At 59.4% G+C, this 18827-nt stretch carries 14 protein-coding genes; 11 read left to right on the forward strand and 3 right to left on the reverse strand.

Annotated features, from left to right (window positions below):
- The first annotated feature begins 83 nt into the window (after positions 1-83).
- The 7 genes from Q8M42_RS06475 (at position 84) to Q8M42_RS06505 (ending at position 10856) form a co-directional block, all read left to right on the forward strand.
- Positions 84-2798 (forward strand): LuxR C-terminal-related transcriptional regulator, encoded by a 2715-nt coding sequence (locus Q8M42_RS06475; RefSeq protein ID WP_304867689.1) that lies wholly within the window; start codon positions 84-86, stop codon positions 2796-2798.
- Positions 2795-5518 (forward strand): LuxR C-terminal-related transcriptional regulator, encoded by a 2724-nt coding sequence (locus Q8M42_RS06480; protein ID WP_304867690.1) that lies wholly within the window; start codon positions 2795-2797, stop codon positions 5516-5518. The genes Q8M42_RS06475 and Q8M42_RS06480 overlap by 4 nt, the downstream gene beginning before the upstream one ends.
- A 244-nt stretch (positions 5519-5762) precedes the next feature.
- Positions 5763-6191, forward strand: a complete 429-nt coding sequence (locus tag Q8M42_RS06485) for a DUF6160 family protein (protein WP_304867692.1) — start codon at positions 5763-5765, stop codon at positions 6189-6191.
- Positions 6192-6279: 88 nt separating this feature from the next.
- A complete protein-coding gene (locus Q8M42_RS06490; RefSeq protein WP_304867693.1) occupies positions 6280-7041 on the forward strand; it encodes a C39 family peptidase in 762 nt (253 codons plus the stop codon).
- Positions 7042-7079: 38 nt separating this feature from the next.
- A complete protein-coding gene (locus Q8M42_RS06495) occupies positions 7080-8087 on the forward strand; it encodes a transporter (RefSeq protein WP_370692717.1) in 1008 nt (335 codons plus the stop codon).
- Positions 8088-8105: 18 nt separating this feature from the next.
- Entirely contained in the window at positions 8106-9698 is a 1593-nt protein-coding gene (locus tag Q8M42_RS06500) for an outer membrane protein transport protein (protein ID WP_304867695.1), read from the forward strand.
- A gap of 9 nt (positions 9699-9707) precedes the next feature.
- On the forward strand, positions 9708-10856 hold the full coding sequence (locus tag Q8M42_RS06505) for a MalM family protein (protein ID WP_304867697.1): 1149 nt from the start codon (positions 9708-9710) through the stop codon (positions 10854-10856).
- 63 nt (positions 10857-10919) lie between these two features.
- Here Q8M42_RS06505 and Q8M42_RS06510 read toward each other — a convergent pair whose 3' ends face one another.
- The 3 genes from Q8M42_RS06510 to Q8M42_RS06520 are packed head-to-tail and all read right to left on the reverse strand — an operon-like array spanning position 10920 to position 13991.
- Positions 10920-11906, reverse strand: a complete 987-nt coding sequence (locus Q8M42_RS06510) for an alpha-L-glutamate ligase-like protein (protein WP_304867699.1) — start codon at positions 11904-11906, stop codon at positions 10920-10922.
- 4 nt (positions 11907-11910) lie between these two features.
- Positions 11911-13437 carry an inactive transglutaminase family protein gene (locus Q8M42_RS06515; RefSeq protein WP_304867700.1) on the reverse strand — a complete coding sequence of 509 codons (1527 nt, stop codon included), beginning with the start codon at positions 13435-13437 and terminating at the stop codon, positions 11911-11913.
- A gap of 5 nt (positions 13438-13442) precedes the next feature.
- Positions 13443-13991, reverse strand: coding sequence for an ATP-dependent zinc protease (locus Q8M42_RS06520; RefSeq protein ID WP_304867702.1), 549 nt, complete (start codon positions 13989-13991; stop codon positions 13443-13445).
- A 303-nt stretch (positions 13992-14294) separates the two neighbouring features.
- Between Q8M42_RS06520 and Q8M42_RS06525 the strand changes: the two genes are divergently transcribed.
- The 4 genes from Q8M42_RS06525 to acnA all read left to right on the forward strand — a co-directional run.
- The gene (locus tag Q8M42_RS06525) at positions 14295-15050 is read left to right on the forward strand and encodes a GntR family transcriptional regulator (protein WP_304867704.1); all 756 of its coding nucleotides are present in this window, start codon (positions 14295-14297) and stop codon (positions 15048-15050) included.
- On the forward strand, positions 15047-15931 hold the full coding sequence (gene prpB, locus Q8M42_RS06530) for a methylisocitrate lyase (protein ID WP_304867705.1): 885 nt from the start codon (positions 15047-15049) through the stop codon (positions 15929-15931). The genes Q8M42_RS06525 and prpB overlap by 4 nt, the downstream gene beginning before the upstream one ends.
- Positions 15932-15999: 68 nt before the next feature.
- On the forward strand, positions 16000-17160 hold the full coding sequence (gene prpC, locus Q8M42_RS06535; protein ID WP_304867707.1) for a 2-methylcitrate synthase: 1161 nt from the start codon (positions 16000-16002) through the stop codon (positions 17158-17160).
- Positions 17157-18827: aconitate hydratase AcnA (gene acnA / locus Q8M42_RS06540; protein ID WP_305283767.1), on the forward strand; the 1671-nt coding region annotated here is incomplete at its 3' end. The genes prpC and acnA, both read left to right, overlap by 4 nt.

An 18827-nucleotide genomic window follows, 5' to 3' on the forward strand; every position in this document is an offset into this window, starting at 1 on the left:
GGACGCTGCCGCTCATTAGTATGGGTAGGTCCCCGGATGTTCGATGTGACTCATAAAACAATAATTACTACGGGATCAAGGCCATGGATGAAGTTATAAATCCTGCCGCTGGGAGCCTTTTGCGTGCCAAGCTGATGCCACCCCAGGCATCTACGGATTATCTGGTCAGGCCGCAGCTTGAATCTGCACTGAGTGCCAGTCAGCATGCACGTGTACTGCTATTGGCAGCCCCGGCAGGCTTTGGCAAAACCAGTGCACTGGTCGCATTGGCTCAGGCGCGTGAGCAAAGTGGTCAGGCGGTGGCCTGGTTGTCGCTCGGCCCCGGCGATGATGAACCATCGCGTTTTCTGCTGCAGCTGATCGAGGCACTTTCTCGCCTGTTGCCGGGCTTTGGCGCAGAAGCCTTGGCTTATCTGCAGAACACCATGCGGGTGCCGGTCTCCGCCGTGATGGAAAGCCTGCTGGTGGATCTGGCTCAGCTGGAAACCCCGCTGTTGCTGGTGCTCGATGACCTGCACCTGATTCAGGATGCCGAGTTGCTCGGTGCACTGAATCGCCTGATCAAGTTTGCCCCTGAAGGTTTTACCCTGGCCATCGGCAGCCGCTCGCAGCCGGCACTTAACCTGGCCACCCTGCGCGCCAAGGATTTGCTGGTGGAGATCGGTGAGCAGGAACTGCGCTTGAGCAGGGCGGAAACCCGCGATTATCTGCAACGCTGCGGCCTGCAACTGGACGCTGTGGCGTTTTCTGCCCTGTACAGCCAGACCGAAGGCTGGATGGTGGGGGTGCACTTGGCCAGCCTGTGGCTGCGCCATCAGCCCCAGGCTGGCGCGCAGATTGCCGACATGGGCACCGATCAGGCGGCCGTAGGCGCGTATCTGCTGCGCAGCGTGTTCGAGCAGCTGCCTGCTGATAAACAAGAGTTGCTGCTGGCCCTGGGCATAGCTCAGCAACTCAGTGGTGACCTAGCCAATGCCCTGACTGGGCGGCATGACGGTCAGCTGTTGCTGGAAGAGCTGGAAGCCATGCAGCTGTTCCTCTTGCCGCTGGACCGCGAACGCCAGTGGTATCGCTTTCACAACCTGTTTGCCGAATTCTTGCGCGGCCGCCTGAAAGAGCGCGACCCCGAGCGTTTCAAGCAGCTGCACTTCAACGCCAGCCTGTGGTTCACCAACCATCATATGCAGAACCTGGCCATCGAACATGCCTGCCTGGCCGAAGATCCGGAGATGCTCGCCGCCCTGGTCGACGGATGTGGCCTGGAGCTGATCAACCGTGGCCAGCTGAACCTGATCTACAAATGGCGTCAGCACGTGCCGGATGAGATCGCCGAGCGGTTTCCCGTGCTGGTACTCGCCGATGTCTGGACCCGCGCCGCCGAGCTGGGCCTGGTGGAAGCCAATCGCATGCTCGATGAGCTGCTCGAGCGCTGGACTGAAGCCAAACCCGGCGCGCCGTTGAGCGACAAGCTGTTGGCGACTCTGGCGATCAAATCAGTTATCGCCTTGCAGAAAGATGATTTGCAGACCTGCATTGCCCTGACGCGGCGGGTTGAAGTGCAGCTGGGCCAGCACACCGCCTTTCTCGAAGTGGCGATGCTGATCATCGGCGCGCTGGCCAATGTGATGATCGGTCAGCCGGATCAGGCCAAACGTTTGCTGGCGTTGGCGCAGCAGCGCAATCACTTCCTCGAAGGGCGCTATCTGGATATGCAGCTGGCCAACGTCGAGGTACTGCTGAGCCTGGAGCAGGGGCAGATCCGTCAGGCCGAGCTGTTGTTCGCCCAGTTGCGCGCGCGGGTTATTCCCTGGTTCTCTGACCGCTCGCGGGCCTTGGCGCTGCCGACCATCACCGAAGCCCTGATCGCCTATAACCAGGGCCGCCTGGAGGGCATCGAGGAGCGCCTGCGCTGGGCGCTGGCCACAGTTGATGTGATCAATCCGATCGATCTTTACGCCCAGGGCATGCTGTGCATGGCCCATGTGCAGCGCATGCAGGACAGCCCCAAGGAGGCCTACGCCAGCCTGGTGTTGATGCAGAACCTGGCGGCGCGCAACCAGTCCTGGCGTTTCTACGCCCAGGCGGTGGCCGATGAGGTGGTGCAGATTCTTCAGGAGCCCGCGGCGGACCGGCTCAAACGCGCCGAACAACGGCTCAAGACCGTGGACTGGAACAAGCTGGCCGAGCATTACCAGCACATGCGCTTCAACCCGGTGCTGTGGGTGCGCGGTCTGACCCGCATTCGCCTGCAGCAGGCGCGCGGGCATTACAGCGAGGCGCTGCACGAAATTACTCAGCTGCGCGGCATGCTGCTGGATAACTGGCATGGCCTGCAGCGCCTGCGTCTCGACCTGCTGGCGGCGCTGAGTTATCAGCGCCTGGGCTATCAGGAACGGGCGCAAAGTCTGTTGGTGCAATGTTTGATCGGCGCTGAGCGCGAAGGCGTGCGCAGCCTGTTTGTCGAGGAGGGCGAGGCCATTCGCCTGCTGCTGCAGCAGCTGGAAGCTGCCGAGCGCCAGCCGGCGCTGCAGGGCTTTATTCGCGGTTTGCTGGCCATCTGGCCGGGCAACAGCGCGCGGCAATCGCTGGAAGTGCTTGAGGAAGGGCTGACCGAGCGCGAGCGTGAGGTGGTCTGCCTGGCGGCTCAGGGCATGTCGAATGATGAGATCGGCCAGCAACTGTCATTGGCCCTCGGTACGGTCAAGTGGCACCTGCACAACATTTACGAAAAGCTCAAAGTGCGTAACCGCACACAAGCCATCCGCCGCGCGCGCGAACTGAGTCTTCTTGATCAATGAATAGCCAATCGAAACCCCGTACGGGCAAATTACCGTTACTGCGCACCAAGCTGTTCCCCGCTGAGTCTGCCGGTCGGCCTTTGCTGGCCCGTGAGGCTCTGCTTGATCGGCTGTTCAAGGCCCGCGAGCAGCGCCTGATTCTGCTCAGCGCACCGGCCGGTTTCGGCAAGAGCACGGTGCTTAGCCAGTTCCGTCTGCGTTTGCTGGAGACTGGTGCGCGGGTGGCCTGGTTGTCCTGTGATGAAGCCGACAGCGAACCGCAACGTCTGCTGCACTACCTGATCGCCGCGATAGAGGCGCAGCTGCCGGGCTTTGGTGCGAGTACCGCACGCCTGCTGCGTGATGACCTGAGCGTGCCCAATGAATTGTTGCTGGATTCGTTTATTGGCGATCTGAAAAAAGTCCAGGGTGACCTGTACCTGGTCTTCGATGACTTTCATCGGGTACGGCATGTCGACCTAGGCCCGTTGGTCAATTACTTCGTCAAGCAGGTGCCGGCCAATGTGCGGATGATTGGCAGCACCCGCTACAAGCCGCGCTTTCTTGATGAGCAGCCGATCATTTCGCCCTGGGCGCTGTGGATCAAGGCAGATGAGCTGCGGCTGACCCGAGGCGAGACCGAGGCCTATTTTCACGAACTCAAGCAATTGCAGCTGAGCTGCACCGAGCTGGATCTGCTGCACCAGCGCACCGAAGGCTGGATTACGGCATTGCACCTGGTGGCTCTGGCGTTGGCGCGGCACCCGGAGCGCAGCGGCTTTCTCGCTGGGCTGTCCGGCACCGAGCGCAATATTGCCGATTACCTGGCTGAGGATGTGCTAGACCACCTGCCGCAGGATCAGCAGCTGTTTCTCGACCAGACCTCGGTACTCGATGAGTTCAATGCCGAGTTGTGCAACGCCCTGACTGGCCGTACAGATGGCGCGCAGATGCTCAAGCGTCTGCAGACCGCTCAGCTGTTTATCATCGCGCTGGACGAGCAGGGCGAGTGGTTTCGCTATCACCATCTGTTTGCCGAGTTTCTCCAGGGTCGCCTGAGCCGGGCGGGTGACCCGACCCATCTGTTGCACGCCGCCGCCCGTTGGTGTGAAAGCCATGAGCTGACCGATAAGTCGGTCAAATACGCCTTGCGCGCGCGTGATTACGCCTTTGCCGCCGAGCTGCTGGAGCGCCAGGGCGCGACGCTGATTGCCGGCAATCAGGTGTACGGCATTCTGGCGATCCTCAAGGATGTGCCGTCGGAAGTGATTCGCGAACACCCGGTGTTCCAGATTTTCTACGCCTGGCAGCTGGCCTTCGAGCAGAAGTACGCCGAGGCCGAAGCGCTGATCGAGGAGGTCAGCACGCGCCTGATGCAGGGGCGTGGCAAGCCGATGCACTTTGGCCTGGCGGTGCTGCTGGCGGTGGCTCAGGTGCTCAAGGCTTTGGTGCTGCTGTATCAGGACAAGCTGGAGGGCGCGCTGAAGGTGGCGCGGCACTGGCTCGCTCTGGTGCCGGATAACCAGCCGATTTTCCGCGCCAGCATGTCCTGCATTCAGGCCGCAGCCTATGCGCTGCTGGGCGAGTTCGGCGATGCGGCCAAGTCGATTGCGGTGGCGCGCGACAACCTGGAGCAGGCCGACAGCGAGTACCTGCATGCGGTGGCCAGCCTGATTGAGGCGCTGATCTGTAAGGAGATGGGCCAGCCTGAGCGCGGCCGGGTTTTGGCTGAGACTGCGCGGGCGCGGGTCGAGCAGGTGTTCGGCCGCCGCAGTCGGGTCGGTGGGCCGCTGGCCCTGGCCTATGCGGATTTGCTGTATGAGCAGGATCGGCATGCGGCGATTCTTGCCGAGTTGCCGCTGGCGACCACCTGGCGCGATGTGGCCACGCCAATTGAGCTGATCAGTCGCGGCAAGTTGGTGATGGCCAAGGCGCGGTTCTTTGCCGGCGAGGGCGAGTCGGCCCTGGCGGAGTTGGATGAATGGCTGGCGGGTTTGCATGGCCCAGGTTATGAGCGCGTCTACGCCCTGGGCATGAGCTGCAAGGTGCAGTTTCTGCTGTGGCTGCGTAAGCCCAATGAGGCCGAGCGCACCTGTCTGCAGTTGCAGCGCCATCTGGCGGTATTGCCGCCTGGCCGTTATGCCGATGCGGAAACCGTGCAGGTGTTGTCGGAGGCGCGTCTGGCCTTGTCCGAACGCCGTGCCGACAAGGCGCAAGCGGTGCTTGAGGCCTGCCTGGCCAAACAGACGGCCGAGCATCAGCGTGATCGGCGCCTGCGCCTTTCCTTGTTACTTTCTGTGGCGTACTGGCGCAAAGGTAACAGCGACAAGGCTTTTGCTTTGCTCAAAAGCACGGTCGAAGACGCCTGGGCCAGCGGTTACCGGCGCATGTTTCTGGATGACGCACTCTGGCTGCTACCGCTCTGGGACGCCTGGCACAGTGCCGAACCCAAGCGCGCCAGTGCCTGGCAAGGGCTGGCCGAGCAGCTGCGCGAGCAATGCCGTCGGCTGTCTATCAATCTAGAAACTTTCGATGAAAATCAAGATGTTAGCCATCGTGAGCGGGAAATTCTGCGCTTTGTTGCGGCCGGTTTGTCGAACCGCGATATCGCCCAGGCGGTGCATTTGTCAGAGGCCACGATCAAATGGCACCTGCACAACCTGTTCGCCAAGCTGGGCGTGCGCAGCCGTACGCAAGCGGTATTGAAGGGCAAGAGCCTGGGCTTGTTGAGCGAGGCCTGAGCGTCGGCTGCCTGATTGGCGCTAGATGGGCGCTCCATCCCTTGGATGGGCTGGCAGCCAGGGCATGCCCCAGTAGTTTTAACGTCAGGACGAGAAGCATGGTGCTTCACGATTCCAAGCCTGGCGCGAATAGGGAAGCAGTGTCAGACCTGGTGAGCGGCGCATGCCGCTGTAGCTGAGACGGACAGGAGTCCAGAGCAGCCTGCCGGGGACAACCCATTAGTGAACTGTGGAGACAATAACAATGAAAACCCTCAAGCAACTGGCCCTGGCCACCGCTGTTCTGGCTGTTCCTTTCATGGCTCAGGCTGAGCTCAAGGCCATGGACGACAGCTCCCTTTCCTCCGTGACTGGTCAGGCTGGTATCAGCATTTCCGGCAACTTCAACGGCAGCATCGGCAAGATCAGCTACATCGATGATGGTAATAGCCTGAATCTGGAAACTGTTGCCTTCACTGGTTTCAATATTTCTGATACGTCGCCGGTCATGGTCGACGTAGTGAGCACTGACATTGGCGGCACTCAAACCCAGCAACTGCAGATCAGCCTGCCGGCCATCACTGGCGAGCTGAGTGTCGGTGCCATCCGTCTTGGCACTGGTGCCAGCATTGGCGGCTTGGCGATCAACGATCTGAACATGGCCGGCACCACCGTAAAAGTCTGGGGCCACTAAGTTCGCTTAGTTGTTGCGTGTGATGAAAGGTCTTACCGGCTTCGGCCGGTAGGGCTTTTCTCTTGCCGGATAGGAGTGCGGTGGGCGAATGATCGAGATTCTGCTGGGCAGTTTGATCGGCGTATGGGGCTTTACCGAGGCGGTGGATACCAAACCGCCGGCACCGGGTACCGTGCATATCAATCAGTATTTGCTGCCAAACGGGCCTTTGCGTGAGACGGTGACGCTTGAACCGATGAGCCAGTTGCAGTTTCGCAATGTGATTCGTCAGGCTTATGACTACAGTTGCGGTTCTGCCGCCTTGACCACGCTGCTGGATTATTTTCTCGGTCGTAATTTGCAGGAACGCCAGGTAATGGAGGGCTTGCTGCAGTTTGGTGAGGCCGACAAGATCGTTGAGCGACGCGGTTTTTCCCTGCTCGACATGAAGCGCTTTGTTACGGCGCTGGGCTACAAGAGTGGTGGCTTTCGCGCGGCTTTTGCCGATCTCGACGCACTTGAGCATCCGGCCATCGTGCCGATTGAATATGCCGGCTTCAAACACTTTGTGGTGGTGCGCGATGTGTACAACGACCATGTGTTTGTCGCGGACCCGGCGCTGGGCAATATCAGCTTTACCCGTACACGTTTTGAGGAAATCTGGGATCAGAACGTACTGTTCGTGATTTTCCCCAGCGGTAATGAACCGCCGAATGCCCTGGCCTTGAGCGAGCAGGATTTGCGCATCATTGATGACCGCACCGTCAGCTTGCTGGCATTTCGTGAGTTCCCACAAATGACCAAATTTACCGAAAACCAAGCCACAGAGCTGGGTTCCGGTGGCGATATTCGCTATATCCGACGCAAGTAAAACGCCCGGCATAACAATAAATATTTGGGGGCTGCGCCATGAGAGTTTTGCATTATGTATGGCTGGCCATGCTAGCAGGGGCTGCCAGTTCAGCGGTATTTGCCGACGAGCCGAGCTCGGTCGATCAGGCACGTGAAGCATTGAGCAAGCAGGATGATGACGCCGACAGCGCCAAGGCCCTGGAAGAGGTGTTTCAGGCCGCGGAAAAAAGCTACACCCTGCTAAAAAAAGGCGAGCGAACCCTGACCTATGGTTTCGATTACTCGCTGCTGCGCGATACGGTTATCGAGACTGTGCGCACCGGCAACAACGTATTCAGTGTGATTGGCCAGAGCGAGGCGCAGCACACCTTCACCAACTCGTTCACCTTCGATTATGGCGTGTGGGATAACCTGACCTTCAGCGTGCGTCTGCCCATGGTCGCCAAGTACGACACCGAGCGTGACCTGAATGCCTACAGCCTGGGCGATATCTCCGCCAGTCTGCGTTGGCAGCCGTGGACCTCCTTGCGCGGCAAGCCGGTGACTACCCTGTATGCGACCTTGGGATTGCCAACTGGCAACAGCCCCTACGACATCAACTCCCAGAGTGACCTGTCTACGGGCAGCGGTACCTACAGCCTGGGCGTCGGCGCGAATATGTCCTACGTGATCGACCCGGTCGTGTTGTTCGGCTCGCTCGGATACACCTACAACATGCCCATTACCGGCATTGGCCAGGTACGTGGCGGGCGTTTGCTCGAAGAGGTCGATCCGGGCTCATCATTCTCCCTGAGCATGGGCTTTGCCTATGCGCTGTCCTATGACGTGTCGCTGGCAACCTCCTACCAGATGTCGCACTCGCTAAAACCTACCTTCACCTTCGCCGACGGCGAAGCCGAGGGACGCGGGCAAACCAGTGCGGTGATGAACTTCTCGTTGGGCTTGCGTACTTCACCGGATCGCATTGTCAACGTCAGTGCCGGTTTCGGTATGACCGAGGATTCGCCCGATGTGCTGTTGGGCATCTCCATGCCTTTGGATATCAAAGGCCTGAAGGCCGAATAAACGCGAGCGAATCTTCTTATGAACACGCGAATTTCGCTGCTAACGCAGGCGATTTTTTGGGCTGCTTCGCTCTGCTGCGGCCTTGCCCAGGCACAATTGGCGCAGAACCTGACGATTGGCAGCCCCAAGGCCATGGCGTTAGGCAATGCGGTAACGGCTGATTTCACCGGTATCGATGCGGTGCATTACAACCCGGCAGCCCTGAGCAAACTCAAAGGGCGGCAGACGACGATCAAGTTCATTACGGGGATGATGGATATTCGCGCCGAGTTCGATGCGCCGGCCGGTTATGGCAGCAACTTTCTTGGCCTGAGTAACGACTCGGTGGCCAACTCATCCAGCCGCGCAGGTGCCGCGATGATGTACCTGCCAGGTGTGGGTGGCGCCACTGAATTGCCGATGCTGTTTGCGCCTCTGGCTGGGCTGTCCATCACACCGCCAGGCTCCAAACTGACCTTCGCCACCAATATGTACACGCCGCAGGCGCTTGGCTTTGCCCGTGATGACGATGACCCGGGGCGCTATCAGGGCAAGGAGTTGGTGATCCAGCGCCTGACCTATTTCTCGCCCTCACTGGCATATCAGGTCAACGATGAGCTGTCGCTGGGGCTGTCTATCGGCTTTTCCCATCAAGCCATGGCGCTTAATCAGGATTTCCGCGCGCCGGGCATTCTCACCGGCTTTGTGGGGGTGGCTCAGGACGCCTTATGTCTTGTGGATGGCAACCCGTTTGAAATATTCCTAAATATCTGTGGCGGCGAACTGGGACCCTTCACCGACATTGCCAATATCGACATCGACATGCAGCAGACCCTTTCGCCAACCTGGAACGTCGGTTTTCTCTGGGAGCCGACCAACTGGTTTGCCCTGGGCGCGGTGTACCAGAGCGAGGCCAAGATGCGCTTGAAAGGGCGCTATGTGGTGGATTACTCGGAGAACTGGCAGGGCTTCTGGCAGGGCCTGGACAGCTCGTTTATCGGCGCGGTGTTCAACAGCCTGACGCCCGATGGTTTGTTCGATAAAGAGCAGGGCAACGTCTCGTTGAACATGACTTATCCGGCGCACTTTGCCACGGGCATCAAGCTCAAGCCGCATAAGCGCTGGCAGATCAACCTGGATGTGAAGTGGACCGACTATGCGGCCTGGGACAAGTTCGAGCTGGAGTTTGATCGCCAGCTGGATATTCTGACCATCGCCAGCCTGTTCTCCCCGGAGAACGCCACCTCGACAAGTATCATTCTTGACCGTGGTTATGAGTCGGTCTGGAGTTGGGCGGTCGGTGTTGAATATCAGGTTAATGACCGCCTCAGCCTGCGTATGGGCTATGAGCCAAGGCCGTCAGCCATTCCTGGTAACAAGGCCGATGTGCTGGCGCCTTTGGGTGATGCCAAGCTCTATGGTCTCGGTCTGGGTTACCAGTGGGATAAGGACACCGTGATCGACCTGGGTTTCAACTACCTGGTCAGCAAGCAGGACATCCCGGCGCGTTCCAGTTGCAACATCAACTGCTCATCCATCGACAGCATGGTGTACAACCCCTATGCCGATCTGGATGTTAAAACCAGCGTCAAAGCCTATGTGCTGGCGTTAACCTATCGCACCACGTTCTAGGGTTCTGTCATGCGCATTGTGCTGATGCTGATAGGGTTTTTGGCGGCTACACAGGCCAGCGCCAGCGGCCGCTACCTGACCTGGGTCGATGACCAGGGGCGGGTGCACAACAGCTTTGTCGACAACCGCTATATGGCCCATCAACGCACGGCTGCCGGCAATATCCAGCGCAGCGATCAGGCGCGCTTGAATGAAGGTGAGGCCGCCGTCTGGCCTGGTAGCAAGAGCAGTGGTGAGAGCAAGCGGCGCTATTTCACCTGGGTGGATGCCAACGGCAATCTGCAGAACAGCTTCTATGCCGGCCAGCAGGTGCAAGCTGGCGGCAATGAAATTGTTTTGGGGACGGGTGAGCGCTCCAGTGCCTACATCAGCTCGGATGTGTTGGAAGGGCGCGATTTTGCCCGTGATGAGCAAGATGGTCGCTACTTTACCTGGGTCGATGAGCAGGGGCGTATGCGCAACTCCAAAGTGCCCCCCAAAGGAGCCAAACAGCCAACGCCAACCTTGCACAATGTGCCGCTTACCCAGGGCCGCGAAATCACCTTTGAGGGTAAGCCGCAGGCTTTGCCGGGGCTGGATGGGCAACCCACCGCGGCTATGCAGGCCTTGCTGGCTGGAACCGAGGCAAAGACTGGTGGGCGTTATCAGGAACTGGTCGAGCGTTGTTGTGGGCAATTGGCCGAGGGTGATTTCACCCCTCTTAGTGCCGCTGAGCCCCGTTATGAAGAGCTAAATCGCTTTTCACCCAGCCTGGATTTCCCCATGGGCAAGAGCTACTACGCCGCCCTGAAACTGCCACGCTCGCAGTACGACTTCGGTTTGCGCATTCGCAGCTTTGCCAACAAACAGGTGGCCTATCCGTCCTTGCTGTTCCTTGATCAAGCCAAGCAGCCAACGCGCCTGGTCAGCGATGCGGTGTACCAGCTGCACGCGGAAACCTGGTATCGCTATGCCTTTATCGAGGGCACTGTGCCGGTGCGAGCCGCTGCGGGTGAGCACTATGTGCTGCTGCTAACCACAGATGAAGACCGCAGCCTGCAAACCCTGGACAACAAACCCTTCAAGCGCCCCTTGCAGGCGCTGGCGCTCGATGAGGCGGGTATGCAGAGCCACGCCCACAGTGATGAAGGCGCGTTTGAGTTGGCGATTGTGCGTTAGCGACGCCATAAAGCCGTCATAAAAAATCCCGGAAAAGTCCGGGATTTTTAGTCATCGGATCAATCAGATCTGCGCAATCGAGACGTGACCAAACAGCTCTTGCGAGAAGCGCATGCGCTCTTCGGCGGTTTCGACTATGCCTTTTTTCTGCAGTTCGGCTATGCGCGCTTCGACGGCGTGGGCGCGGTGGGTCAGGCCACAGTCGTTGGCGATCTGGATGTTAAGGCCGGGGCGGGCGTTGAGTTCGAGAATCAGCGGGCCCTTGTCCTGGTCCAGCACCATGTCCACGCCGATATAGCCCAGGCCGCACAGCTCGTAGCAGCCGGCGGCGAGCTTCATAAAGCCGTCCCAGTTCGGTAGCTGCACACCGTCCACCGCGTTGGTGGTGTCCGGGTGTTTACTGATCTTGTTGTTCAGCCAGGTGCCGCGCAGGGTCACGCCGGTGGCCAGGTCCACACCGACACCGATGGCGCCCTGGTGCAGGTTGGCCTTGCCGCCGGACTGGCGAGTTGGCAGGCGCAGCATGGCCATCACCGGGTAGCCCATCAGCACGATGATGCGGATGTCGGGCACGCCTTCGTAGCTGATGCTTTTGAAGATCTGGTCCGGGGTTACGCGGTATTCGATCAGCGCGCGATCCCGGTGGCCGCCCAGGGAGTAGAGGCCAGTGAGGATGCTGGAGATCTGATGCTCGATCTCCTCGTGGCTGATGATCTTGCCCGAGACGGTTTTGTATTTTTCTTCGAAGCGATCAGCGATCACCAGGATGCCGTCACCGCCGGCGCCCTGGGCCGGTTTGACCACAAAGTCGGGGCGGTCACCGATTATTTTGCGCAGGTTATCGATGCCTTTTTCGGTATCGATGATGCCGTACATTTCCGGCACATCGATGCCCGCTTCGATGGCGCGCATCTTGGTGATGATCTTGTCATCGACAATCGGATAGAGGTGCCGTTTGTTGTACTTCAGCACGTAGTCCGCGTTACGCCGATTGATGCCCATGATGCCTTTGGCTTCCAGGGCTTTCCACGTCTTGATCAGACCGAACATGGCATTAGTCCTTGAGGAAGGCTTTGAAGCGGAACAGTTCGGTCAGGCGGTAGCCGCGATAGCGACCCATTGCCAGCATAAAGCCAACCATGATCATCAGCACGGCAGGGAAGGTGAAGATGAAGTAGTTCAGCTCCTTCACGCTCATCAGTAAGTGCGCCAGGGTGGCGGCGAACAAAGTGCCCAGGGCGACCTTGAAGGCATGGCCACCACCGCGTTCTTCCCAGGTGATGGACAGGCGCTCGATGGTCATAGTCAGAATCACCATTGGGAACAGCGCGACTGATAGACCGCGCTCAAGCCCAAGTTTGTGACTCAATAGGCTGATTGCGGCGATCAGCACTACAACGAAGGTCAGTACGACTGACAGGCGCGGTAGCATCTGTAGCTTCAAGTGCTCAAGGTAGGAGCGCAGTGACAGGCCAAGCGCGGTGATGATGGTGAAGAACATAATGCCGTAGCCCAGCTGCATCTCGCGGAAGGCCAGGGCGATCAGTACCGGGGTGAATGTGCCGAGTGTCTGCAAACCACCGAGGTTGCGCAGAATCAGGATCACCAGCACGCCGATGGGGATCATCACCATGATCATAAAGGTCTGTTGGGTCTGCAGCGGCAGGCCATACAGGGAGTATTCGAGGAAGTCGGCGTCGGTGTTTTCGTCGGTCAGCTTGGCCAGGCGAATGGCGTTCATTTCGCTGTTGTTCAGGCTGAAGCTAACTTGCGCCTGCTTGCCGCCTTCCAGTGTGACCAGGCTTTCATCGCCGATCCACCAGACCAGGCGATCAACCGGCATACCCTGTTCGCCGCTTTCCGGGTTGAAATACAGCCATTTTTCACCGTTGAAGCTGCGTAGCCACAGTTCCGGACTCTGCTGGATGTCGGCAGCCAGGCGGATGCTGTGCACACGCTGCATCGGTACGTGGGCGATGGACAGCAGCAGCTCGATAACCTTGGCTTTGTTCGGGGTGGAAGCATCGCCGCCCAGCAGCAGTTTGACGTTATCGTCACCGGCGTTGTTGACGCGTTTGATGGTCTCGCTAATAAAGGTTTCTACATCGGCCGAGTGCTGGCGAATCGGCGCGAGTAGCGCTTCAGCGGCAATTTTCTCGGGCCCTTCGACCGGTATGCTGTCGCGGAAGATCGGCCCTTTTGGCTTGGCTTGTTCACCACTGTAACGCTTGGTCAGCACCAGGCGGTAGTAGAGGGTCTGCTTGCCGCTGGCACGGCGTGCGGACCAGGTGACTTTGCGGTTGCCGTCGGCGCGGTTGATGCTCACACCATAGTTATTCGAGATAAAGCTCTCGTTGAGGCTGACGTAATCCTGGGCCAGCGGCGGCACGAACATCTGCAGCTTGACCGGCTCACGCGGGCTGGCCTGGAACTCGACTTTGGCGTCGATGTTCCACAGGTCATCAGTCTCGTCTTCGGTCATCGGAATGCCGAGGATGAAAATCTGATAAGCCGTAATCAGAATGCCCAGACTCACCAGGAGTATGACCAGGACTTTCAGATGGAGGTTAAGAGAGCGCATGGGATTTACTCATCAAGGGCGGCGCCAAGGTTTGCGTCAGGGGCACAAGCAGGTTTGCCTGCTGCGTATTTAAGACTCGGATCGACCAAGGCCGAAAAGTGTTTAAGTGCTTCGGAGCCTATCAACAACGGGTATTGGAATGCACTGCGGTCGGTCAAGTTCACTTCAATTGTGCGAAGGGCCTTGCCCATGCAGATTTCCATCTCGATTACTGGGCGCGCCGTGTAGGTTTTTTCTTCTTCTGGATCATAGTCGCCTGCGCGGCGTTTGATCTTGCTGATGCGTGCCAGCGGGCGTTCGATCGGGCTGGTATGCGCCTCGTCGATGGCCAGGTAGAAACGCACCCAGGTCTCGCCATCACGCTTGAAACGTTTGATGTCGCGGGCGCTGAGCGAGGCGGTCTTAGCGCCGGTATCGAGCTTGGCGGCAAGCTTCAGATCGAGGTCGAATAGTCGGACGTATTCATTAAGCCCATAGACTGTCTTCTCCGCGGCGAAACTCAGGCCGGGAGCAAGTAGCAGGCATAGCACAAGGATGGAGGGCTTTAGTGTCATAAGTCCTGGGGTATGGTGCTGATGATGGGTCAAGCAAATGCCGGTCGCGCGCGTTGCAGTTGGGGCACCTGGGCTTGGAGTCTAGCAGGCAGTCAGAAATTCCTCTGCAAGCCTTAAGCGGGCGGCATTCTACCATGGGCTTTTTCAGTCGTGACAGGCGCTTATAGGCGTTTATGCAAGTAAGGTCGCGGCTACAGGCGACTAAAGTAGCGCTGCATACTGTCAACAATATCCTTGGTTTGTTTGACAGTAATGCCGTCTAGGCGTAATTTTTAGGCACTTAATTCGCGCAGTGTCGACAATATGCTTGATGTAATTGAGCCGCTCGAGTCTAGTCAGGAGGACTCGGAAACCCTTTCCGAGCAGGTTTTTCGGCGTATTCAGGCGGCCATCGTAAAAGGCGAAATTGCCCCCGGTAGCAAGATTTCCGAGCCTGAGCTGGCGCGCACTTACGGTATTAGCCGTGGCCCCCTGCGTGAGGCGATCCATCGTCTGGAAGGCCAGCGTCTGTTGGTGCGCGTGCCGCATATCGGCGCGCGAGTAGTCTCGCTTAGCCATGCCGAGCTGATAGAGCTCTATGAAATCCGCGAGTCGCTGGAAGGCATGGCCTGTCGCCTGGCTGCCGAGCGCATGACCCAGGCGGAAATCGATGAGCTGCGCGCGGTACTCGACCTGCATGAGCAGGATGCTGCTTTCAAGGCCGGGGTCGGCTACTACCAGCAGGAAGGCGATTTCGACTTTCACTACCGGATTATCCAGGGCAGTGGCAACAAGACCCTGACCCAAATGCTTTGCGGCGAGCTGTATCAGTTGGTGCGCATGTACCGCCTGCAGTTCTCCGCTACGCCCAATCGGCCGCATCAGGCGTTCGCCGAGCACCACCGCATTCTCGACGCCATTGCCGACCGTGACGGTGAGCTGGCCGAGTTGTTGATGCGCCGGCATATCGGCGCCTCCAAACGCAATATCGAGCGCCACTATTCCATGAGCGCCGCTAGCGCCAACAGCATGGGGCAGGGCGCGCATCCCAAGACAGCTAAAACCCGAGGTGAGTCATGAGCTTGAAGAGTCCAGGCCAGCGTTTCCGCGATGCCGTTGCTGAAGAGCACCCGCTGCAAGTCATTGGCACGATCAACGCCAACCATGCACTGCTGGCCAAACGTGCCGGTTTCAAGGCGATCTACCTGTCCGGTGGCGGCGTAGCGGCGGGTTCGCTCGGCTTGCCAGATCTGGGCATCACCGGCTTGGACGATGTACTCACTGATGTGCGCCGCATCACTGACGTGTGCGATTTGCCGCTGCTGGTGGATGTCGACACCGGTTTCGGCGCTTCGGCGTTCAACGTCGCGCGCACCGTCAAGTCGATGATCAAGTTCGGCGCAGCGGCGATTCATATTGAGGATCAGGTTGGCGCCAAGCGCTGTGGCCATCGCCCTAATAAGGAGATCGTCACTCAGCAGGAAATGGTCGACCGCATCAAGGCGGCCGTCGATGCGCGTACCGATGACAGCTTTGTGATCATGGCGCGTACCGATGCCCTGGCGGTTGAAGGCCTGAACTCGGCGCTGGACCGCGCGGCGGCCTGTGTCGAGGCCGGTGCCGACATGATCTTCCCGGAAGCCATCACTGAGCTTTCGATGTACAAAACCTTCGCCGACCGAGTGAAAGCGCCGATTCTGGCCAATATCACTGAATTCGGCGCCACGCCGCTGTACACCACCGAAGAGCTGGCTGCGGTGGATGTCGGCCTGGTGCTGTACCCGCTGTCGGCCTTCCGCGCCATGAACAAGGCGGCCGAAAACGTCTATATGGCTGTACGCCGCGACGGCACGCAGAAGAATGTGGTCGACACCATGCAAACCCGCATGGAGCTGTACGAGCGCATCAATTACCACGCCTTCGAGCAGAGCCTTGACGCGCTGTTTGCCGCGAAAAAATAACCGGAACGCAGGTCTTAGTCGCCTGCTTAAAAGAATGACCGACCGGATCGGATGAGGAGAGATTAGCGATGAGTGCGACCCCAGAAACCACCCCAGGCTTCAAGCCGAAAAAATCCGTGGCCCTGAGCGGCACAGCCGCCGGTAATACCGCGCTGTGCACAGTCGGCCGTACTGGCAACGACCTGCATTATCGCGGTTATGACGTGCTCGACTTTGCCAATCGCTGCGACTTCGAAGAAATCGCCCACCTGCTGGTGCACGGCAAGTTGCCCAACGCTGCCGAGCTGGCCGGCTACAAGGCCAAGCTCAAGGCCCTACGTGGCTTGCCGGCAGCGCTGAAGGTGTCGCTGGAGCAGCTGCCGCCTTCCGCTCACCCGATGGATGTGATGCGCACCGCTGTGTCCGTGCTGGGCTGCGTGTCGCCGGAGAAGGACGACCACAACCACCCAGGCGCCCGCGATATCGCTGACAAGCTGATGGCCTCGCTGGGTTCCGCATTGCTGTACTGGTATCACTTCAGCCACAACGGCAAGCGTATCGATGTGGAAACCGACGACGATTCGATTGGTGGTCACTTCCTGCATCTGCTGCACGGTGAGAAACCACGCGAGTCCTGGGTGCGCGCCATGCACACCTCGCTCAACCTGTATGCCGAGCATGAGTTCAATGCCTCCACCTTCACCTCGCGGGTGATCGCCGGTACCGGCTCGGATATGTATTCCTGTATCGCTGGCGGCATTGGCGCGTTGCGCGGGCCCAAGCACGGCGGGGCTAACGAAGTGGCGTTTGAAATTCAGAAGCGCTATGACAGCCCGGATGAGGCCGAGGCCGATATCCGTGCTCGTGTAGAAAAGAAGGAAGTGGTGATTGGCTTTGGTCACCCGGTCTACACCGTGAGTGATCCACGCAACAAGGTGATCAAGGATGTGGCCCGCGAGCTGTCGGTGGAGCAGGGCAATATGAAGATGTACGACATTGCCGAGCGACTAGAGAGCACCATGTGGGAAATCAAGAAGATGTTCCCCAACCTCGATTGGTTCAGCGCCGTGAGCTACCACATGATGGGTGTGCCCACCGCCATGTTCACCCCGCTGTTCGTCATCGCCCGCACCTCGGGCTGGTCCAGCCATGTGATCGAGCAACGCATTGACGGCAAGATCATCCGCCCGAGCGCCAACTACACCGGCCCTGAAGACCTCAAGTTTGTGCCGCTCAAGGATCGCCCATGAACAGCCAATACCGTAAATCCCTGCCCGGCACGGCGCTGGACTATTTCGATACTCGCGCCGCTGTCGAGGCCATTGCCCCCGGTGCCTATGCCAAATTGCCGTATGTCTCGCGTGTGCTGGCCGAACAGCTGGTGCGTCGCTGTGAGCCGGCCGCACTCACCGATTCGCTCAAGCAGCTGATCGAGCGCAAGCAGGACCTGGATTTTCCCTGGTACCCGGCTCGCGTGGTCTGCCACGACATCCTTGGCCAGACCGCACTGGTCGACCTGGCTGGCTTGCGTGATGCCATCGCCGAGAAAGGTGGAGACCCGTCCAAGGTCAACCCGGTGGTGCCGACTCAGTTGATCGTCGACCACTCCCTGGCAGTGGAGGCTGCGGGCTTCGACCCCGACGCCTTCGCCAAGAACCGCGCCATCGAAGACCGTCGCAATGAGGACCGGTTCCACTTTATCGAGTGGACCAAGACCGCGTTCAAGAACGTCGACGTGATCCCGGCCGGCAACGGCATCATGCACCAGATCAACCTGGAGAAAATGAGCCCGGTGATCCAGGCGCGCGGCGGCGTGGCCTTCCCGGACACCTGCGTGGGTACCGACTCGCACACCCCTCACGTCGATGCCCTGGGCGTGATCGCCATTGGCGTCGGTGGGCTGGAAGCAGAAACCGTGATGCTCGGCCTGCCGTCGATGATGCGCCTGCCCGACATCGTCGGCGTGCAGCTCACTGGCAAGCGCCAGCCTGGCATTACCGCCACCGACATCGTCCTGGCCATCACCGAGTTCTTGCGCAAGGAGCGCGTGGTCGGTGCCTGGGTCGAGTTCTTCGGCGCGGGTGCAGACAGTCTGACCATCGGCGACCGCGCGACCATTTCCAACATGTGCCCGGAATACGGCGCCACCGCTTCGATGTTCTACATCGACCAGCAGACCATCGACTACCTCAAGCTCACCGGCCGTGAGCCGGAGCAGGTGGCGCTGGTCGAACACTACGCCAAGACCACCGGCCTGTGGGCCGACGCGTTGGTCACCGCCGAATACGAGCGGGTGCTGAGCTTCGACCTATCCACCGTCGTGCGCAACATGGCTGGCCCGTCCAATCCGCACAAGCGCCTGCCGACCTCGGCACTGCAAGAACGCGGTATTGCCGACGAAGCCAAGCTAGCCTCCGGCAAGCTCGAGGAAGCCGAAGGGCTGCTGCCCGATGGCGCGGTGATCATCGCCGCCATCACCAGTTGCACCAATACCTCCAACCCGCGCAACGTCATCGCAGCTGGCCTGGTGGCGAAGAAGGCCAATGAGCTGGGCCTGGTGCGCAAGCCCTGGGTGAAGACGTCTTTCGCGCCAGGCTCCAAGGTCGCCAAGCTGTACCTGGAGGAAGCCGGCCTGCTGCCTGAACTGGAGAAGCTCGGTTTCGGCATCGTCGCCTACGCCTGCACCACCTGTGACGGCATGTCCGGCGCGCTGGAACCAAAGATCCAGAAGGAAATCATCGACCGCGACCTGTACGCCACCGCTGTGCTCTCGGGCAACCGCAACTTCGACGGCCGTATCCACCCCTACGCCAAGCAGGCCTTCCTCGCTTCGCCGCCGCTGGTTGTGGCCTATGCGATTGCCGGCACCGTGCGTTTCGATATCGAACAGGACGCGTTGGGCACCGATGCTCAGGGC

Origin of the sequence: Pseudomonas sp. (assembly GCF_030684895.1) — a bacterium.
In the GTDB taxonomy this organism is placed as follows: domain Bacteria; phylum Pseudomonadota; class Gammaproteobacteria; order Pseudomonadales; family Pseudomonadaceae; genus Aquipseudomonas.

Coding starts and splice junctions, on each gene's coding strand:
- Q8M42_RS06475 (WP_304867689.1), top strand. CDS start 84: ATGGATGAAGTTATAAATCCTGCCGCTGGGAGCCTTTTGCGTGCCAAG.
- Q8M42_RS06480 (WP_304867690.1), top strand. CDS start 2,795: ATGAATAGCCAATCGAAACCCCGTACGGGCAAATTACCGTTACTGCGC.
- Q8M42_RS06485 (WP_304867692.1), top strand. CDS start 5,763: ATGAAAACCCTCAAGCAACTGGCCCTGGCCACCGCTGTTCTGGCTGTT.
- Q8M42_RS06490 (WP_304867693.1), top strand. CDS start 6,280: ATGATCGAGATTCTGCTGGGCAGTTTGATCGGCGTATGGGGCTTTACC.
- Q8M42_RS06495 (WP_370692717.1), top strand. CDS start 7,080: ATGAGAGTTTTGCATTATGTATGGCTGGCCATGCTAGCAGGGGCTGCC.
- Q8M42_RS06500 (WP_304867695.1), top strand. CDS start 8,106: ATGAACACGCGAATTTCGCTGCTAACGCAGGCGATTTTTTGGGCTGCT.
- Q8M42_RS06505 (WP_304867697.1), top strand. CDS start 9,708: ATGCGCATTGTGCTGATGCTGATAGGGTTTTTGGCGGCTACACAGGCC.
- Q8M42_RS06510 (WP_304867699.1), bottom strand. CDS start 11,906: ATGTTCGGTCTGATCAAGACGTGGAAAGCCCTGGAAGCCAAAGGCATC.
- Q8M42_RS06515 (WP_304867700.1), bottom strand. CDS start 13,437: ATGCGCTCTCTTAACCTCCATCTGAAAGTCCTGGTCATACTCCTGGTG.
- Q8M42_RS06520 (WP_304867702.1), bottom strand. CDS start 13,991: ATGACACTAAAGCCCTCCATCCTTGTGCTATGCCTGCTACTTGCTCCC.
- Q8M42_RS06525 (WP_304867704.1), top strand. CDS start 14,295: ATGCTTGATGTAATTGAGCCGCTCGAGTCTAGTCAGGAGGACTCGGAA.
- prpB (WP_304867705.1), top strand. CDS start 15,047: ATGAGCTTGAAGAGTCCAGGCCAGCGTTTCCGCGATGCCGTTGCTGAA.
- prpC (WP_304867707.1), top strand. CDS start 16,000: ATGAGTGCGACCCCAGAAACCACCCCAGGCTTCAAGCCGAAAAAATCC.